Source organism: Arthrobacter jinronghuae (assembly GCF_025244825.1).
GTDB classification, from domain to species: Bacteria; Actinomycetota; Actinomycetes; order Actinomycetales; family Micrococcaceae; genus Arthrobacter_B; species Arthrobacter_B jinronghuae.
In genome coordinates, this window is sequence record NZ_CP104263.1 from 1,860,458 (window position 1) to 1,876,748 (window position 16,291).

The 16,291-nt window shown below is 65.4% G+C and carries 13 protein-coding genes; 8 read left to right on the forward strand and 5 right to left on the reverse strand.

Going from position 1 to position 16,291, the window contains the following annotated elements:
- Positions 1–11: 11 nt before the first annotated feature.
- Both N2K98_RS08710 and N2K98_RS08715 read left to right on the forward strand, forming a co-directional pair.
- On the forward strand, positions 12–1,898 hold the full coding sequence (locus tag N2K98_RS08710; protein ID WP_255865553.1) for a bifunctional sugar phosphate isomerase/epimerase/4-hydroxyphenylpyruvate dioxygenase family protein: 1,887 nt from the start codon (positions 12–14) through the stop codon (positions 1,896–1,898).
- Positions 1,899–2,654, forward strand: a complete 756-nt coding sequence (locus tag N2K98_RS08715) for an IclR family transcriptional regulator domain-containing protein (RefSeq protein ID WP_255797772.1) — start codon at positions 1,899–1,901, stop codon at positions 2,652–2,654.
- Here N2K98_RS08715 and glsA read toward each other — a convergent pair.
- Genes glsA through N2K98_RS08730 form a run of 3 tightly spaced genes read right to left on the reverse strand, consistent with a single transcriptional unit; the run spans position 2,651 to position 6,623 of the window.
- Positions 2,651–3,601: a glutaminase A gene (gene glsA / locus N2K98_RS08720; protein WP_255797771.1), complete on the reverse strand. Its 951-nt coding sequence runs from the start codon at positions 3,599–3,601 to the stop codon at positions 2,651–2,653. The genes N2K98_RS08715 and glsA overlap by 4 nt on opposite strands.
- Positions 3,598–5,226: a putative glutamine/gamma-aminobutyrate antiporter GadC gene (gene gadC, locus N2K98_RS08725; RefSeq protein ID WP_255865554.1), complete on the reverse strand. Its 1,629-nt coding sequence runs from the start codon at positions 5,224–5,226 to the stop codon at positions 3,598–3,600. Before gadC ends, glsA begins: the two co-directional genes overlap by 4 nt.
- Before the next feature lie 17 nt (positions 5,227–5,243).
- The gene (locus tag N2K98_RS08730; RefSeq protein ID WP_255865555.1) at positions 5,244–6,623 is read right to left on the reverse strand and encodes a glutamate decarboxylase; all 1,380 of its coding nucleotides are present in this window, start codon (positions 6,621–6,623) and stop codon (positions 5,244–5,246) included.
- A gap of 323 nt (positions 6,624–6,946) precedes the next feature.
- Between N2K98_RS08730 and N2K98_RS08735 the strand changes: the two genes are divergently transcribed.
- The 4 genes from N2K98_RS08735 to N2K98_RS08750 all read left to right on the forward strand — a co-directional run bounded on the left by N2K98_RS08735 (position 6,947) and on the right by N2K98_RS08750 (position 11,076).
- Complete coding sequence (locus N2K98_RS08735) at positions 6,947–7,357, forward strand: Hsp20/alpha crystallin family protein (protein WP_229951982.1); 411 nt, start codon at positions 6,947–6,949, stop codon at positions 7,355–7,357.
- A gap of 32 nt (positions 7,358–7,389) precedes the next feature.
- Entirely contained in the window at positions 7,390–9,396 is a 2,007-nt protein-coding gene (locus N2K98_RS08740; protein WP_255865556.1) for an MFS transporter, read from the forward strand.
- A 166-nt stretch (positions 9,397–9,562) separates the two neighbouring features.
- Complete coding sequence (locus N2K98_RS08745; RefSeq protein WP_255865557.1) at positions 9,563–10,837, forward strand: inorganic phosphate transporter; 1,275 nt, start codon at positions 9,563–9,565, stop codon at positions 10,835–10,837.
- Positions 10,834–11,076, forward strand: a complete 243-nt coding sequence (locus N2K98_RS08750) for a hypothetical protein (RefSeq protein WP_231703681.1) — start codon at positions 10,834–10,836, stop codon at positions 11,074–11,076. The genes N2K98_RS08745 and N2K98_RS08750 overlap by 4 nt, the downstream gene beginning before the upstream one ends.
- Positions 11,077–11,143: 67 nt before the next feature.
- Here the strand turns inward: N2K98_RS08750 and N2K98_RS08755 are convergent, their stop codons facing one another.
- Complete coding sequence (locus N2K98_RS08755) at positions 11,144–12,229, reverse strand: alkene reductase (protein ID WP_255865558.1); 1,086 nt, start codon at positions 12,227–12,229, stop codon at positions 11,144–11,146.
- Between the two features lie 172 nt (positions 12,230–12,401).
- Between N2K98_RS08755 and N2K98_RS08760 the strand changes: the two genes are divergently transcribed.
- The gene (locus tag N2K98_RS08760; protein WP_255865559.1) at positions 12,402–12,950 is read left to right on the forward strand and encodes a dihydrofolate reductase family protein; all 549 of its coding nucleotides are present in this window, start codon (positions 12,402–12,404) and stop codon (positions 12,948–12,950) included.
- Here N2K98_RS08760 and N2K98_RS08765 read toward each other — a convergent pair.
- Positions 12,947–13,435, reverse strand: coding sequence for a hotdog fold thioesterase (locus tag N2K98_RS08765; protein WP_255797764.1), 489 nt, complete (start codon positions 13,433–13,435; stop codon positions 12,947–12,949). The genes N2K98_RS08760 and N2K98_RS08765 overlap by 4 nt on opposite strands.
- 19 nt (positions 13,436–13,454) lie before the next feature.
- On the opposite strand from N2K98_RS08765, the gene polA reads away from it, so the two are divergent.
- Complete coding sequence (polA, locus tag N2K98_RS08770) at positions 13,455–16,286, forward strand: DNA polymerase I (RefSeq protein WP_370646411.1); 2,832 nt, start codon at positions 13,455–13,457, stop codon at positions 16,284–16,286.
- Positions 16,287–16,291 lie beyond the last annotated feature (5 nt).

A 16,291-nucleotide genomic window follows, 5' to 3' on the forward strand; every position in this document is an offset into this window, starting at 1 on the left:
ACCGGAGCACCATGCGCACGTCAATTGCCACCGTCTGCCTGAGCGGGACGCTCGAAGAGAAAATGCGTGCCTGCGCCGATGCAGGTTTCGACGGCATTGAAATCTTCGAACCGGACCTCTTAGTGTCCCCGTCCAGCCCGGAGCAGATCCGCGCCCTGGCGGACACCCTGGGCCTGACCCTGGACCTGTACCAGCCGTTCCGCGACTTCGAAGGCGTCGAAGCACCCCTGCTGGAAGCCAACCTGGACCGGGCCCGGGCAAAGTTCGAACTGATGAACCGCCTGGGCATCGAAACCATGCTCCTGTGCAGCAACGTGGGCACTGCCACCATCGACGACGACGCCGCGGCGGCGGACCAGCTGCGCCGGCTGGGTGAACTGGCGGCCGGCTACGGGGTGAAGGTTGCCTACGAAGCACTGGCCTGGGGGCGCTACGTGAATGACTTCGAGCATGCCCAGCGCATAGTGGACCTGGCCGACCACCCGCAGATCGGCACCTGCCTGGACAGCTTCCATATCCTCTCCCGCGGCTGGGACCCGGCCGCGATCGAAAAAATCCCGGCGGAGAAGATCTTCTTCGTCCAACTCGCCGACGCGCCGGAACTGTCCCTGGACGTCCTCTCCTGGAGCCGGCACTACCGGGTCTTTCCCGGGGAGGGCGCGTTCGACCTGGTGCGGTTCATGGCCCACCTGGTCCGCAGCGGCTACAACGGGCCCGTCTCCCTGGAGATCTTCAACGACGTCTTCCGGCAGACGGCCGAGGACCGCACGGCGGTGGACGCCATGCGGTCCCTGATCTGGCTGGAGGAGCGTACGGCGTCGTACCTCAAAGAGCACGACGGCGGCACGCACTATCCGATGTCCCTCGCGACCCTGCCGAGCGTGGCCGAGCCCACCGGGTTCAACTTCGCCGAGGTCAAGGCCGGGAACCCGGACGCCGTCTCCGCACTCCTGTATCAGCTGGGCTTCAGCTTCGCCGGCGGACACCGGACCAAACCAGTGCAGCTGTGGACCTCCGGCGCGGCCCGCGTGATCATCAACGGGCAGCAGGCCGGCGGCATGGAACCGGGGATCTCGGCACTGGGCCTGGACGTGCAGGACCCGCAGGCCGCTGCCTCCCGCGCCGTGCAGCTGCGGGCACGGCCGGTAAGCCGGCGCAGCCAGGCGGACGAGCAGGTTCTCCAGGCCGTGTTTGCTCCGGACTCCACGGAGGTCTTCCTCTGCGAAGCCACCGCCGACGGCACTGCCGCGTGGGCGGACGAGTTCGGACCCGCGGTGCAGCAGGGGCCCGGGGGAACCGCCGGGCAGCCGGCACAGCCGCTGATTTCGGCCATTGACCACATCAACCTGTCCCAGCCCTGGCAGCACTTCGACGAAGCGGTGCTCTTCTACGAGTCCACGCTTTCCCTGACCCCTATCGCCTCGCAGGAGGTCCCCAGCCCCATGGGGCTGGTCCGCAGCCAGGTGATGCGCAGCGCCGACGGCGGGGTGCGGCTGGCGTTGAACATTGCCCCGTTGATCGTGGAATCCGGGCCCGGCGGCGGGGAATACCCCCAGCATGTGGCTTTCACCTCCACCGACCTGGTCGCCACGGCCCGTCAGGCCGCCGAAAGGGGCCTGCAGTTCCTGCCGGTTCCTGCCAACTACTATGAGGACCTGGCAGCCCGCTTCCGGCTGAATCCGGGCTTCCTGGCGGAACTGCAGGAGCTGAACCTGCTCTATGACCGTGACGGTGACGGCGAATTCCTGCACTTCTACACGGGCACGGTGGGTAACGTGTTCTTCGAAGTGGTGGAACGGCGCGGCGGGTATGAAGGTTACGGTGCACCCAACGCACCCGTCCGGCTGGCTTCCCAGTACCTGGCGTCCCGGGGGGAGCCGAAACGGAAGGCGGGTTAAGTGGAGGGCGCAGACGGCTATTACGTGAAATCAGTGGAGAAGGCCTTTGCCGTGCTGGGCGCCTTCACGCTGAACGTGCCCGAACATACGGTCAGCTCCGCGGCCGCGGCCGCAGGCATCAGCCGGGCTGCGTCGCGCCGCTTCCTGCTCACCCTCCGGGACCTGGGCTACCTGGGCTTTGACGGAACCACCTTCCGCCTGGCGCCGAGGACCCTCGACATCGGGTCCTCGTTCCTGGCGCATCTCGCCCTGCCGCACACCGCGGAACCGCACCTGAAGCAGCTCTCCGCAGACCTGGGTGAGACGACGTCGCTGTGCATCCTGGACGGGACCGACGTCGTTTATGTTTCGCGCATCACTTCCCCCCGGCTGGTGCGGGTGGCGGTCAACGTCGGGACCCGGTTCCCAGCCTGGGCCACGTCGATGGGCAGGGTGCTGCTGGCGTCCCTGCCCGAGGCGGAGCAGGAAGACTATTTCAGCACCGTGGAGCTGCTGCCTTACACCGGGCGCACCGTCCGCAGCATCCAGGAGCTGAGGGCGTCCGTACGCGAGGCCGGCGAGCGGGGCTGGTCACGGGTGGCTGATGAACTGGAGGACGGCCTGCGGGGCGTGGCCGTTCCGGTCCGGAGCGGCGACGGCACAGTGGTCGCGGCCGCCAACGTGTCGCTGCAGCTGCACAGCGCCGAGCGCGTGGAGGAGACGGTGCTTCCGCCGCTGCGCGCCGCCGCAGACCGGATAGGCCGGGACCTGGGCTAGTCGCTGTACTCGCTGGCCTTGTAGATGCTCAGGCCCAGCGCCGCGGCAACCTGGGCCACCGCAGCCTGGGCCTTGACGCTGTTGCCCACCTCGTCCAGCGGCGGCGCAAACCCGGCAATCGCCAGCTTGCCGGGCATGATGGCCAGGATTCCCCCGCCCACGCCGGACTTTCCCGGCAGTCCCACGCGGTAGGCCCAGTCACCGGAGGCGGTATACATCCCTTCCATGGTCATCTCGGCCAGCATGGCCGGGATGTTGGCAGCCTGCACTACCCGGTCCCCGCTCAAGGGATTGATTCCCTTGTTGGCGATGGTGGCTCCCATGGCGGCCAGGTCCCGGGCGGTGACGAGGGTGGAGCACTGCCGGGTATACACATCACAGGCTTCCATCGGATCCGAATACATGGTGCCGCCCGAGTACAGCAGCCAGGCAATCGCCCGGTTGTGGAAGTTAGTGGACTGCTCGGAGTTATTCACCTCGTCACTCAGCGTGATTCTCCGGCCGGCAAATGCGCTCTGGACCTGCAGGATCGCCTCCCACCGATCCTCGGCGTTGTCGCCGGGAATCAGGGAAACCGTAGACATGGCCCCGGCATTGACCAAGGGCGAAACCGGTGTGTCACCGTGCAGTACAACGGAGATCACCGAGTTGAACGGTTCCCCGGTCGGATCCGCACCCACCTTTTCCTGGAAGGTTTCCAGCCCCACCTGTTCCATGGCCCACGCCATGGAGAACACCTTGGAAATGGATTCCAGGGCGAATTCGAAGCCTGTGTCACCGGCTTCGAACAACGCTCCGTCCGCGGTCATCGCACAAACCCCGAAGAGGTCCGGGTTCACGGACGCCAGGTACGGGATGTAGCTGGCGTTCCTGCCCCCGGAGTCGTTACGGTGGTCTGCGTACGCCGTCCGGACCGCCGATTCAATGGCGGCATCATCGAGTTTCATACCGCCGAGCTCCCGCCGCGCCCGCCGCCGTCGTCGTGCGAGAACATCACCGGCGAACCGGAGGATTCCGCTTCCCGGGTCAACTGCTGGGTCGAAACACTCGACTCGGTGACCGTCCCGGGATGCGAATGCTCAATCTGCCACGTGAACGGAACGAACTCGCTGGTCGGGTCCCGCCAGTGCGGCTTGCGGAAGGCGTAGATAAGGAACGGCAGGATTACCATCACCACCGCCCCGCCCACCAGGATGCCCACGTACACTTCCGGGGATCCCACAGTGATTTGGTCGGGCGGGATGAAGCTGAAGGCGAAAGCCATCAGTGAACCAAGGAAACCCACGCCGCCGATAATCCACATCCCGACGTCGCCTCCGGGCACCCGGTAGGGCCGCGGACGGTTCGGCTGGCTGTAGCGCAGGTAAATCGCGGCAGCGAACATCAGCATGTACATGATGAGGTACAGGATCACTGTCAGCTGGCTCAGGATCTGGTAGGCGGCCTGAACCGAGGGCAGCACCACGTAGGTCAGTCCCAGGCCGGTGACCATAAAGGCCTGGAAGAACAGGATGTGGGTGCCCATTCCGTTCTTGTTGGTGTGCTGCCAGAAGCGGGGGAGGTAGCCTGCCTTCGCCACGGCGAGCATGCCCGTTGACGGACCTGCCACCCAGGTCACCACTCCGGCGAGGACACCGATCAGGAGCATAAACGCGACTATGGGTCCTGCCCAGCCAATGCCGGCCCATTCAAACATGTCGTTGTAGGAGGTCAGCAGGCTCTGGGTGAGGTTGATATCGGCCTGGGGCACCACGAACGCGATGGCCAGGGTTCCCAGCACGAAGATGATGACCGTCCCTGCCGCCGCGGTCAGCACCGCAATCGGGTAGTCGCGGGTGGGGTTCTTGACCTCTTTGACGTGGATCGCGTTCATTTCCATGCCGGCGTAGAAAAGGAAAATCGATGCTGCGAGCACCACGTTGGAGAAGTTGCCGAAGTCGGGAATGAGTTCGCCCCAGCCCAGCTGGATCTGCGGGGTGTTGCCGGCAAAGAAATAGGAGAAGCCAAGGATGATCAAAATGGCGGCCGGAATGATGGTTCCGACGATGCCGCCCCACTGGCTCACCCGGGAGAAGGCCTTCGCGCCGCGGAAAGCAATGAACGTGGCCAGCCAGTAGACCACCAGGACCACTGCGAGGACAAAGAATTTATTTCCTGCCAGCTGCGCATCCAGGCTCTGGCTGTCCCCGGTGTAGGCGAGTGAAACCGCGCCGAACGTCAGCACGGTGGGGAACCAGATGGTGACCTCGATGAAGAGCATAAACATGGCAAGGAACGCCCACCGTGGTCCGAAGGCCTCGCCGACCCAGCGGAATACGCCGCCCGTTTCCGGCCATCCGGTGGCCAGCTCCGCAGCCACAATCGAGACCGGAATCAGGAAGACGACGGCGGCCAGGACGTAGTAGAAAATCGAGCTCAGGCCGTACTCGGCCTCGGACGGAAGTCCGCGGAGGCTGACCACGGCCACAATGTTCATCACTGCCAGGGCACCGATGGTGATCTGGGCGTTCTGCTTCGACTTCGCCCGCTGCCGGCCCGATCCGGACGGATTTGCTGCCTTCGAATCGCTCATTCAGCCCACCTCTTTGATTAGTGATGGAATCCGGGGTGCTCCGCCTCGCGGGGCATGGGGGCGCTCAGGTGTTCCAGATACGTCGTTTCCCGACGGATGTCTGCCAGCAGTTTCTCGGCCAGGTCCATGCTCAGCCCGTTGCGGACCACAATCCGTTCCACCGTCAGGTTCGAGAGGTTGTCCGGCAAGGGATAGGCGGGCACGAGCCACCCCCTGGTGCGGAGCCGCTCCGCCAGGTCATACAGGTTCCACTTGTCCGTGTATCCATCCTTCAACCGCCAGGCGAACACCGGAATGTCGGAGCCGTCGTTCCACAGTTCGAAGGGGCCAAGCTCCGCGATCGCGCCCGACAGGTGCAGAGCCACGTCCTGCGATGCCTGCTGGATCCGTGCATAGCCCTCGCGGCCCAGGCGCAGGAACAAGTAAAACTGCAGGACGACCTGCGCACCGGGGCGCGAGAAGTTGAGGGCAAAGGTCGGCATATCGCCGCCCAGGTAGCTCACGTAGAAAATCAGGTCCTCCGGAAGCCACTGCCGTTCCCGCCAGACCACCCAGCCGAGGCCGGGATAGACCAGTCCGTATTTGTGGCCGGAGGTGCTGATCGAGTGGACCCTTTCCAGCCGGAAGTCCCACTCCAGATCCTGTTGGATAAACGGAGCGATCATGGCGCCGGACGCCCCGTCCACGTGGATGGGAATGTCGAGGCCGGTGGAGGACTGGATCTCGTCGAGCTTGGCGGCGATCTGCTTCACCGGCTCATACATGCCGGTGTAGGTCACGCCCATGATGGCGACGACGCCGATGGTGTTTTCATCGACGTAGTTCTCCAACTCGAAGCCGTCCAGGCATTTGTGCTCTTCACTGATGGGCACCAGCCGCGGCTCGACGTCGAAGTAGTTGCAGAACTTCTCCCAGCACACCTGGACCGCTGAACTCATCACCAGGTTCGGCTTATCAGTGGGTTTTCCCTCGCTGCGGCGCCGATGCTGCCAAAGCCGTTTGAACGCCAGCCCGCCCAGCATGCAGGCTTCGGAAGAACCGACCGTCGAGGTGCCGATGGAGTTCTCCGGGGAAGGGGAATGCCACAGATCGGCGAGGATCCGCCAGCAGTTCTGCTCAATCTGGGCAGTCTGCGGGTATTCATCCTTGTCGATCATGTTCTTGTCGAACGTCTCGCTGTAGAGCCGGTTCGCGTGGTCGTCCATCCAGGTGCTGACAAAGGTCGCCAGGTTCAGGCGTGCATTGCCGTCCAGCATGGTTTCGTCGTGGACAATCTGGTACGCCGTTTCCGGCAGCATTTCACTGTCATTCAGCCGGAACTTCGGGGCGGCGGTTTCCTCGCCCGGCCGGGCAAAAAGTGGATTGACGGAAAGTGAATCAGGATCATTCTGCGCCATTTTTGTCAGCCTCTCATCGACGGTATGCCTACTGCCATCAAGCCGTAGTGAACGGCGGTGGGGTCCTCACAGGGCTGCGCGCAGAAAAAACTCTACGCGCGCCGAAAATCCATGACTAGGGTTCGGATGCCGGGGGCCGGGACCACAAGCAAAACGGCGGCGAAACCCTGTCCCCGGCCCGGGTTTTGCCGGTTTTCCATTGAGGACCGCCGGGCAGCGGACGTACCCTTGCGGCACCGTTCATTCCGCCCGGCGCCGCAGCGCCCCGGCAGCTCCAATTAGCTCCAGCGCCGCCGGACCGGGCAACAGAGAAGGAGATATCCATGGCTTCCCTTGCACGCCGCGAGCGTTTTGAACTGCCCGACCAGGTCCGCAAATTCTTCGAGGGGGACTGGGAGGTTCCGGCCTTCCCGGTCGAGGAATACCAGGACGGTTCGGCCATGGTGATCCGGGCCGAACTGCCCAACATCAATCCCGAACAGGACCTGGACGTCACGGTCAGCGACGGTGTCCTGCACATCAAGGGGGAGCGGAAGGAGCAAACGGAGCACAAGGGACGGCACGGCTATCGTTCGGAGTTCCGTTACGGGTCCTTCACCCGGGAAATAGCCCTGCCCTCCGGAGCCAGCCAGGACAATGTCACTGCCACCTACAACGACGGTGTGCTGGAAATCCGCGTGCCGGTCCCGGAGGTTGGACCGACATCAACCAAGGTTCCCATCTCGCGGGGCTAGGGCCCCCGCCGAGCTGAACCCGAAGGACCGGCATGACTGCCCCGCATGCGGCACGCAAGGGCGCGCGCAGGTTCCCCGACTGGCTGATGATTGCCACGCTGGGATGCGGGGGCATAGTTGTCTCGCTCGAAAAAACGGCAGTGGTTCCGCTGCTGCCGGAATACCCCCGGATCTTCGGGGTCACCTCCGACGACGTGTCCTGGCTGGTCACCGTAACGCTGCTCTCCGCGGCGGTGGCAACGCCCATCGTCTCCCGGCTGGCGGACATGTACGGCAAACGCCGGATGCTGCTGGTGGCCATGGCCCTGATGGTTGCCGGCGCCTTCACGGCCTCCATCGGCGGGACTTTCGCGTGGGCCCTGGTGGGCCGCGGGCTGCAGGGTTTCGCCGGTGCGGTCATACCGGTGGGGATCAGCATCCTCCGGGATGCCCTGCCGCAGAAGAAGATCGCCGGCGCCGTGTCACTGATGAGTGCCAGCTTCGGCATCGGCAGCGCCTTAGGCCTGCCCCTTGCCGGGCTGGTCTATGAGCGGTTGGGCTGGCAGGGCACCTTTTGGGTAGTGGGCGTGATCGGCGCGGTGCTGATTGCCGCCGTCGTCGTCTTCGTCCCGGAGTCGAAGGTCCGCAGTCCGGCACCGTTTGACTACGTCGGGGCCGTGCTGCTGTCGGCGGCCATGACCGCCGTATTGCTGGCCATTACCAAGGGCGGGGTCTGGGGCTGGACCAGTTATCCGGTCCTGGGCCTTTTTGCCGCCGCCGCCGTCTGCTTCGCACTCTGGTTTCCGGCGGAGCTGCGCAACGGACAGCCCCTGGTGGACCTGCGGACGTCTACCCGCCGTCCGGTTCTGCTCACCAACATCGGGGCCGTTCTAGTGGGCTTCTCCATGTACGCGAACATGCTGGTCACTACGCAGCAGCTGCAGCTCTCGAAGGAAACCGGCTACGGGTTCGGGCTGAGCGTGCTGACGGCCGGGCTCACCATGATCCCGTCAGGGCTGGCGATGGTGGCGGTTGCCCCGGTTTCGGCGCGCATCACCAACACCTACGGAGCAAAGGTCACCCTGGTGACCGGCTGCGCCGTTATGGCTGCGGGGTATCTGGCACGCGTCCTCTTTGTACAGACGGTTCCGGAAATCATCACCGGGGCCGTGATTGTGTCGGTCGGCACGGCAATCTCCATGGCCGCCATGCCCACCATCATCATGAGCAACGTCCCACTGACCGACACTGCGGCGGCCAACGGCCTCAACACCCTGCTCCGGTCCGTAGGCACCTCCACCTGCAGCGCAGCAGTGGCCACTATCCTGGCCTCGCTGACAATAAGCACCGGCGGCAGCACATTCCCCGCACTGGACGCGTTCCGGACCATCTTCGTTCTGGCAGGCCTGGCCGCCCTGGCCGCCACCGGCGTCGCCTGTCTGATTCCCCGGTCCCGCCGGCATGAGGCCACGCATCCGGACCTGCATGCCGTTGCGGGACAGGGGCAGCCGCAGCCGGAGGAAAAGCGGGAGCTCATGGTCCGCGGACGGCTGCTGTCGGCCGCGGACGGCAGGCCCGTGGGCCGGGGGACCGTCACTGTGCTGGACAGCGCGGGCGGGCCGGTGGACTGGGACCGCGCGGACCAGGACGGCGGTTATGCCGTCCTGCTCCCCGGCGACGGCCAATACGTCATGGTCGCGAGCCAGGCCCGCTGGCTGCCGGTTTCGGAGGTACTGGCCATCCGGGGCACGGCCGTACACCACGACATCCACTTCCGCCGGCAACTGGCCCTCACCGGACGGATCCGGCATGCCGGCCGTGCCGTCGCGGATGCGCTGGTGATTCTGGTCCGGCCGGGTGGAGAGGTATCTGCCTCGGCCCGCTCGGACAGCAGAGGCAACTACGAACTGCCCCTGCCCGGACCCGGCGAGTATGTCCTCAGCATCATTGAACCGGACGCTCATACCACGCACACCCGGAGCGTGGTCCTGCCCGCACCGGACACCGTGATCGACGTCGAACTCGGAGGGCGTGAGCCCCGCACCGGCCTGAGGATCTGACCCTGGCCGCCCATCAGGGAGAGCAAGGGCACATCCGCCGCTTTGGTACGCGCCTGTCCGAGCGCATACGATCAATCTGGCGTAAAGCGGGCGTCGGCAGCGAAACACGTGCCGAGGGATGTCCCGCTGCGCGGATTCTTTCACTCGTCTTTAGTTAGGGTATGCGGTGGACCTCACCCTTATGGTCGCGCTGGTGATCGCGCTAGCACTATTCTTCGACTTCACCAACGGCTTTCATGACACCGCCAACGCGATGGCTACCCCCATCGCCACCGGCGCCATCAAGCCAAAAACCGCCGTCGCTCTGGCGGCCGTGCTCAACCTGGTAGGTGCTTTCCTCTCAACGGAGGTAGCCAAAACCATCTCCGGCGGACTCATCAAGGAAGGTGAGGGCGGGATCCAGATAACCCCGGTCATGATCTTCGCCGGCCTGATGGGTGCAGTCATCTGGAACCTGATCACCTGGCTGCGGGGACTGCCCAGCAGTTCCTCCCACGCCCTGTTCGGCGGCCTCATCGGTGCCGCCATAGTCGGTGCGGGATTCGGTTCGGTGGATTACTCCGTGCTGATGTCCAAGGTTGTCCTGCCGGCGCTGATCGCTCCGTGCATCGCCCTGTTCGTGGCCTACCTCGCCACCAAGCTGGCGTACCGGATCACCCGCCGGCATGATCCCGATTCGGGCAACAAGCTGCCCCGCAAGCGCGGCGGCTTCCGCTACGCCCAGATCTTCTCCTCCTCCCTTGTCGCCCTGGCTCACGGCACCAACGACGCCCAGAAGACCATGGGTGTGATCACCCTTGTCCTCGTTGCCGGCGGCCTGCAGACTTCCGGAACCGGCCCCGAGTTCTGGGTGGTCGCAGCCTGTGCCATTGCCATTGCCGCCGGAACCTACGCCGGTGGCTGGCGCATCATCCGCACCATGGGAACCGGCCTGACCGAGGTCAAGCCGGCACAGGGCTTTGCTGCCGAAACCAGTACGGCCGCTGCCATCCTGGCGTCGTCCCACCTGGGCTTCGCACTGTCCACCACACAGGTTGCCTCCGGCTCCGTCATCGGTTCGGGCCTGGGCCGCAAGGGCGCCGAGGTCCGCTGGGGCACCGCGGGTAAGGTCGGCGCCGGCTGGCTCCTCACGCTTCCCGCCGCCGCCGTTATGGGTGCCATCGCGGCGCTCATCGCGTCCCTGGGCACTGCAGGTGTGGTTGCAATCTCCATCCTTGGCACCCTCACCATCCTGGGCATCTTCCTGTGGTCCCGCCGCAGCCCGGTCAACCACGACAACGCCGTAAGCGACATTGAAAATGCCGGCGAAGTAGTCCGCATCAAGAAGCGCCGCGGCAAGAACAACCGCAAGGGCAAGAACGGCAGCACCGGCAAGAACAACAACTCCGGTAAGGGCGGAAACACCGCTGCCGGGGTCAAGGTCAAGGAAGGTTCCAAATGAACATCCACTGGATGGACTACCTGACGGTTTTCGGCGTCACGCTCCTCGCCGCGCTGACCGTGGTCTGCATCTATTCGTTCGGGGTTCGCCTGTACGCGGTCTCGCTCGATGCGGAGACCGGCTCCACCCCGCGCAACCGCGTTGCCCTGGCGAAGGCAGGGGCGTTCGCCTGCTTCGCGCTCAGCGCTGTAGCCGTACTGTTCGGTATCTACCTGATCGTTCCCGCGCTGCACGGCTAATACTTCAGCACCACAGAAAAGGCCCGCAGGATCAGTTGATCCTGCGGGCCTTTTACGTTGGCGGTGCTTAGTTCTGCGAAGCAGCCTCGTAGAACGGGTAATCCGTGTAGCCCTCGGGTCCAAAGGAGTAGAAGGTCGTCGCGTCAGGGGTGTTCAGCGGCAGGTCTTCCTGCCAGCGGCGCACCAGGTCCGGGTTGGCGATGGCGGGACGGCCAACGACGACGGCGTCGCCGAGCCCGTCGTCCATGATGGCCAGGGCTTCCTCGCGGGTGGTGAGGGGACCGAAGCCGGTGTTGAGCAGTACCTTGCCGCCGAAGCGGGTGCGGAGGGCCTGCACCAGCTCGCCGGCGGGATCACGGTGCAGGATGCTCAGGTAGGCGAGGCCGAGCGGGGCGATGGCATCCAGCAGGGCGCCGTAGGTGGCAAGCACGTCCTCCGGGTCCATTTCCAGGCAGCCCTGGACATTGTGTTCGGGCGAAATACGCAGGCCCACCCGGTCGGCGCCGATCTCGGCCGCGACTGCCTGAAGCGTTTCGATGACGAACCGTGCACGGTTCTCCGGGCTTCCGCCGTAATTGTCCGTGCGCCGGTTAGCTACCGGAGAGAGGAATTCGTGCAGCAGGTAGCCGTTGGCTCCGTGCAGCTCCACGCCGTCGAACCCGGCGTCCACCGCTGCCCGGGACCCGCGCACGAAGTCCGCGGTCACGGAAGCCAGTTCCTCGGTTTCCAGTGCGCGCGGCACTGTGTAGGCCTGCTTGCCGTCATATGTGTGGGACATGCCGTCCACGGCGATGGCACTCGGGGCTACCAGGTCGACGCCGCCGTTGATGTTCGGATGGGTCACCCGGCCGGCATGCATGACCTGCGCGACGATCCGGCCGCCGGCGTTATGCACGGCGTCGGTGACACTGCGCCAGCCTTCCAGCTGCTCGGGGTCCACGAGCCCGGGCTGTCCGGGGAATCCCTGCCCTTCACGGCTGGGATACGTTCCTTCGCTGACGATCAGGCCCAGCGAGGCGCGCTGGCTGTAGTGCTCAACCATCATCGGACCCGGGATGCCTTCGCGTCCGGCCCGCTGGCGGGTCAGCGGCGCCATCACGAGGCGGTTGGACAGTTCAAGGCTGCCGGCGGTCATCGGGGAAAACAGGCTCACTAAGTAACTCTTCCTATAGGTCGCCGCTGACCTGCGCCCGCGTAGGCGGTGCTGACAGCGGCAGTGTGGTTCCGTAGGCGGCAACCCGGCGCCCCGCAAACCTATTCCTCGGGTGGCGCCGACTGTGGCGGAGCCCATACCTGTCTGACCATCGGCTGGCTACCATGGCGGCATGGTGAGGACTGTCTACTACGCCTCGATATCCCTTGACGGATTCACCGCCGACAGTGCGCCCGGCGGCGAATCCGCCAAGGCGGAAAATGACCGGTTCCGGGTGGCCGAATCGCCGGCGAACGCCGGCGCCGTCGTGATGGGGGCGGGGACCTATGCCCGGCTGCAGCGGCAGGTCGGGGAGGGCGGCGCCGGCGCGTGGGACTGTCCGCCCGGGCCCGTCTGGGTCTACACGCATCACGAGTTTCCCGCGGTCCCCGGCGCGGACATCATGTTTGTCCGCGGTCCGGTGGGGGAATTCGCGGCGGACATCGCGGACTCGGCCAACGGTTCAGACGTGTGGCTGCGGGGCGCGGACCTGGCCGGCCAGTACCTGCATCACGGACTGCTGGACGAACTGCGCCTGATGGTGCATCCGGTCCTGCTCGGGCAGGGCCGTCCGCTGCTGCCCCTTGCCGCGGAACGGCCGGCGCTGCTGCTCAGCGCCCGCCGGTCCGCCGACGGCAGCATGCGGCTCTGTTACGGATTCGGTGCAACTGAAGAGCCCTAGCGGGACTCGCGGATCATGTTCGTGATGCGGGCCGTGGACAGCCTGCGGCCCTCCTCATCGGTCATGACCACTTCGTGCGTGGTGAGGGTGTTGCCCAGATGCACGGCGGTGGCCGTTCCGGTGACCAGCCCCGAGGACACGGACCGGTGGTGCGTGGCACCGATTTCTATCCCGACGGCGTGCCGCCCGGGTCCGGCATGGATACCGGCTCCGAAGGAGCCGAGGGTCTCCGCGAGGACAAGGTGCGCGCCGCCGTGCAGGATGCCCGCCACCTGTTCGTTGCCCTCGACCGGCATGGTGGCCACCAGCCGGTCCGCTGACATCTCGAGGAAGCGGATGCCCAGCTTCGCCACCAGCCGGCCCACGCCGTGCGCAGCCAGCCAGTCATGCATCTCCTCCGGGACACCGGCGTCGATAAGTTCCTGCTTGTGGGGGTTGGTGTCCGCCTGACGGCCGGCAGGGCCCGGCGTGAAAATCTCGCTCATGGCAACTAGGCTTGCATTTGTGAGTGAATCTACCAAACTGGCCACGACCCCCCTTAGCGGCAACATTACGAGCGACACGGAAGACGGCGGCAAGAGCAGCGTTAATAACGGCACCACCGCCGTCGAAAACCCGGCCACCCCGGGTACAGCACCCGCCTCCCTGGGAACCGTGAATGCCGGGGGACACAACCGGCTGCTGGTGATCGACGGGCACTCCATGGCGTTCCGGGCCTTCTACGCGCTCCCGGCCGAGAACTTCTCCACCGACACCGGCCAGCACACCAACGCCGTCTACGGTTTCACCTCCATGCTGATCAACCTGATCAAGGAGGAGAAACCCACTCACGTGGCCGTGGCCTTCGATCTGGACACCCCTACATTCCGGTCAGAGGAATACACCGAGTACAAGGGCGGCCGGAACAAGACGCCCGAGGAGTTCCACGGACAGATCGACCTGATCATCAAGGTCATGGAAGCCATGCGCATTCCCACGCTGTCCATGGACGGCTACGAAGCGGATGACATCCTTGCAACCCTGGCCGAGAAGGCGTCGGCCCTCAACTGGGACGTCATGGTCGTCTCGGGGGACCGGGATGCCTTCCAGCTGGTGGATGACCACGTCACGGTGTTCTACCCCAAGAAGGGTGTTTCCGACCTGCCGCGCATGGACGCCGCAGCTGTGGAAGCCAAATACCTGGTTCCGCCGGACAAGTACTCCGACCTCGCCGCACTGGTGGGCGAGAGCGCGGACAACCTGCCCGGCGTCCCGGGCGTGGGGCCCAAGACCGCTGCCAAGTGGATCAAGCTTTACGGCGGGCTCGAAGGCATCCTCGAGAACCTCGACTCCATCAAGGGCAAGGTAGGCGACTCCCTGCGCGAGAACATCGAGGACGTGAAGCGGAACCGGCGCCTGAACCGGCTGCTTCGTGACCTGGACCTGCCGGTGGACCTGGAGGCCATGGCCGCCCAGCGGCCGGACCGGGAGGCCATTGAGGAACTCTTTGACGCCCTGCAGTTCAACGCGCTGCGCAAACGGCTCTTCGACGTCTACGGGGAAGATGAGGGCGAGGCCGCCGCGCACCCCGAAGTGGCCGCCCCTGAACACAGCATCATCACCGACGCCGCGGAACTGGACGGCTGGTTCCGTGCCGGCAACCAGGCCCGCACCGCGGTGCAGTTGGTGACGGAGGGTGCCGCCGGGGCGCGCGACGTCGTCGGCCTCGCCCTGGTGACGGACGCATCGGCGGCCTACGTACCCCTTGCCGAGCTCGACGCCGCCGCCGAACAGGTGCTTGCGGCCTGGCTGGCGGACCGAGATGCACCCAAGGTGGTGCACGATTTCAAGGAAGCCTACAAGGCACTGGCAGCCCGCGGCCTGCACCTGGCCGGCGAGGTCGATGACACCGCAATCTCGGGCTACCTGATCCAGCCGGACCGCCGCAGCTACGAGTTGGCGGACCTGGCCCAGTACCACCTGAAGATGAACATTGTTCCCGCGGCGGCCGCCAGCAACCAGCTGGAACTGTCCCTCGGGGACGAAGACGCGGCAACACCCGCCGTGTCCAAGGCGTTTGCCGCCCTGCGGCTCAGCGAGCACTTTGCGGGCCAGCTCGTGGAGCGCGGCGCCAACCAGCTGCTCGGCGGGCTGGAACTTCCGTTGTCCGAGGTCCTCGCCGAAATGGAGCTTGCCGGTATTGCGGTGTCCTCCGAGAAGCTGGACCGGCTGCTGGACGATTTCAGCGCCACCATCACCCGCGCGAGTGACGAGGCCTTCCGGATCATCGGCAAGGAAATCAACCTCGGGTCCCCGAAGCAGCTGCAGGCCGTCCTCTTTGACGAACTCGGCCTGCCGAAGACCAAGAAGATCAAGACCGGGTACTCCACCGACGCCGATGCGCTGACGGACCTGATCGTGAAGACCGGACATCCGTTCCTGGAGCAGCTGCTCGCCTTCCGCGACGCGTCCAAGCTGCGCTCCACCGTAGAGGGCCTGCGGAAGTCCGTCGCCGACGACGGCCGCATCCACACCACCTATGCCCAGACAGTGGCCGCCACCGGACGGCTGTCCTCGGTGAACCCGAACCTGCAGAACATCCCGATCCGCTCCGAAGAGGGCCGCCGCATCCGCGAAGTCTTCGTGGTCGGTGAAGGCTACGATTCGCTGCTCACCGCGGACTACTCGCAGATTGAAATGCGGATCATGGCCCACCTCTCCGGCGACGAAGGGCTGATTTCCGCCTTCCAGGCGGGCGAGGACCTGCACCGCTTCGTCGGGTCGCACGTGTTCAACGTGGCCCCCGAAGAGGTCACCAGTGCTATGCGCTCCAAGGTCAAGGCAATGTCCTACGGCCTGGTCTACGGGCTCAGTTCCTTCGGCCTGTCCAAGCAGCTGGCCATCCCGGTGGACGAGGCCAGGACCCTCATCCGTGACTACTTCGAGCGGTTCGGTGCCGTGCGCGATTACCTGCGCGGCGTCGTCGAGCAGGCCCGCAAGGACGGGTTCACCTCCACCATCGAGGGCCGCCGCCGCTACCTGCCGGACCTGTCCAGCGACAACCGGCAGCTGCGCGAAATGGCCGAACGGGCAGCACTCAATGCCCCCATCCAGGGATCCGCGGCGGACATCATCAAGAAGGCCATGCTCGGTGTGGACAGTGAGCTGAAGGCGCAGGGGCTGAAATCCCGGATGCTGCTGCAGGTCCATGATGAACTGGTCCTCGAAGTCGCCGCAGGGGAGCGGGACGCGGTGGAGAAGCTGGTGCGGGCCCAGATGGGCTCCGCGGCGGACCTGTCCGTTCCGCTGGATGTCTCCGTCGGCGAGGGCATCAGCTGGCACGAGGCCGGGCACTAGGCGCT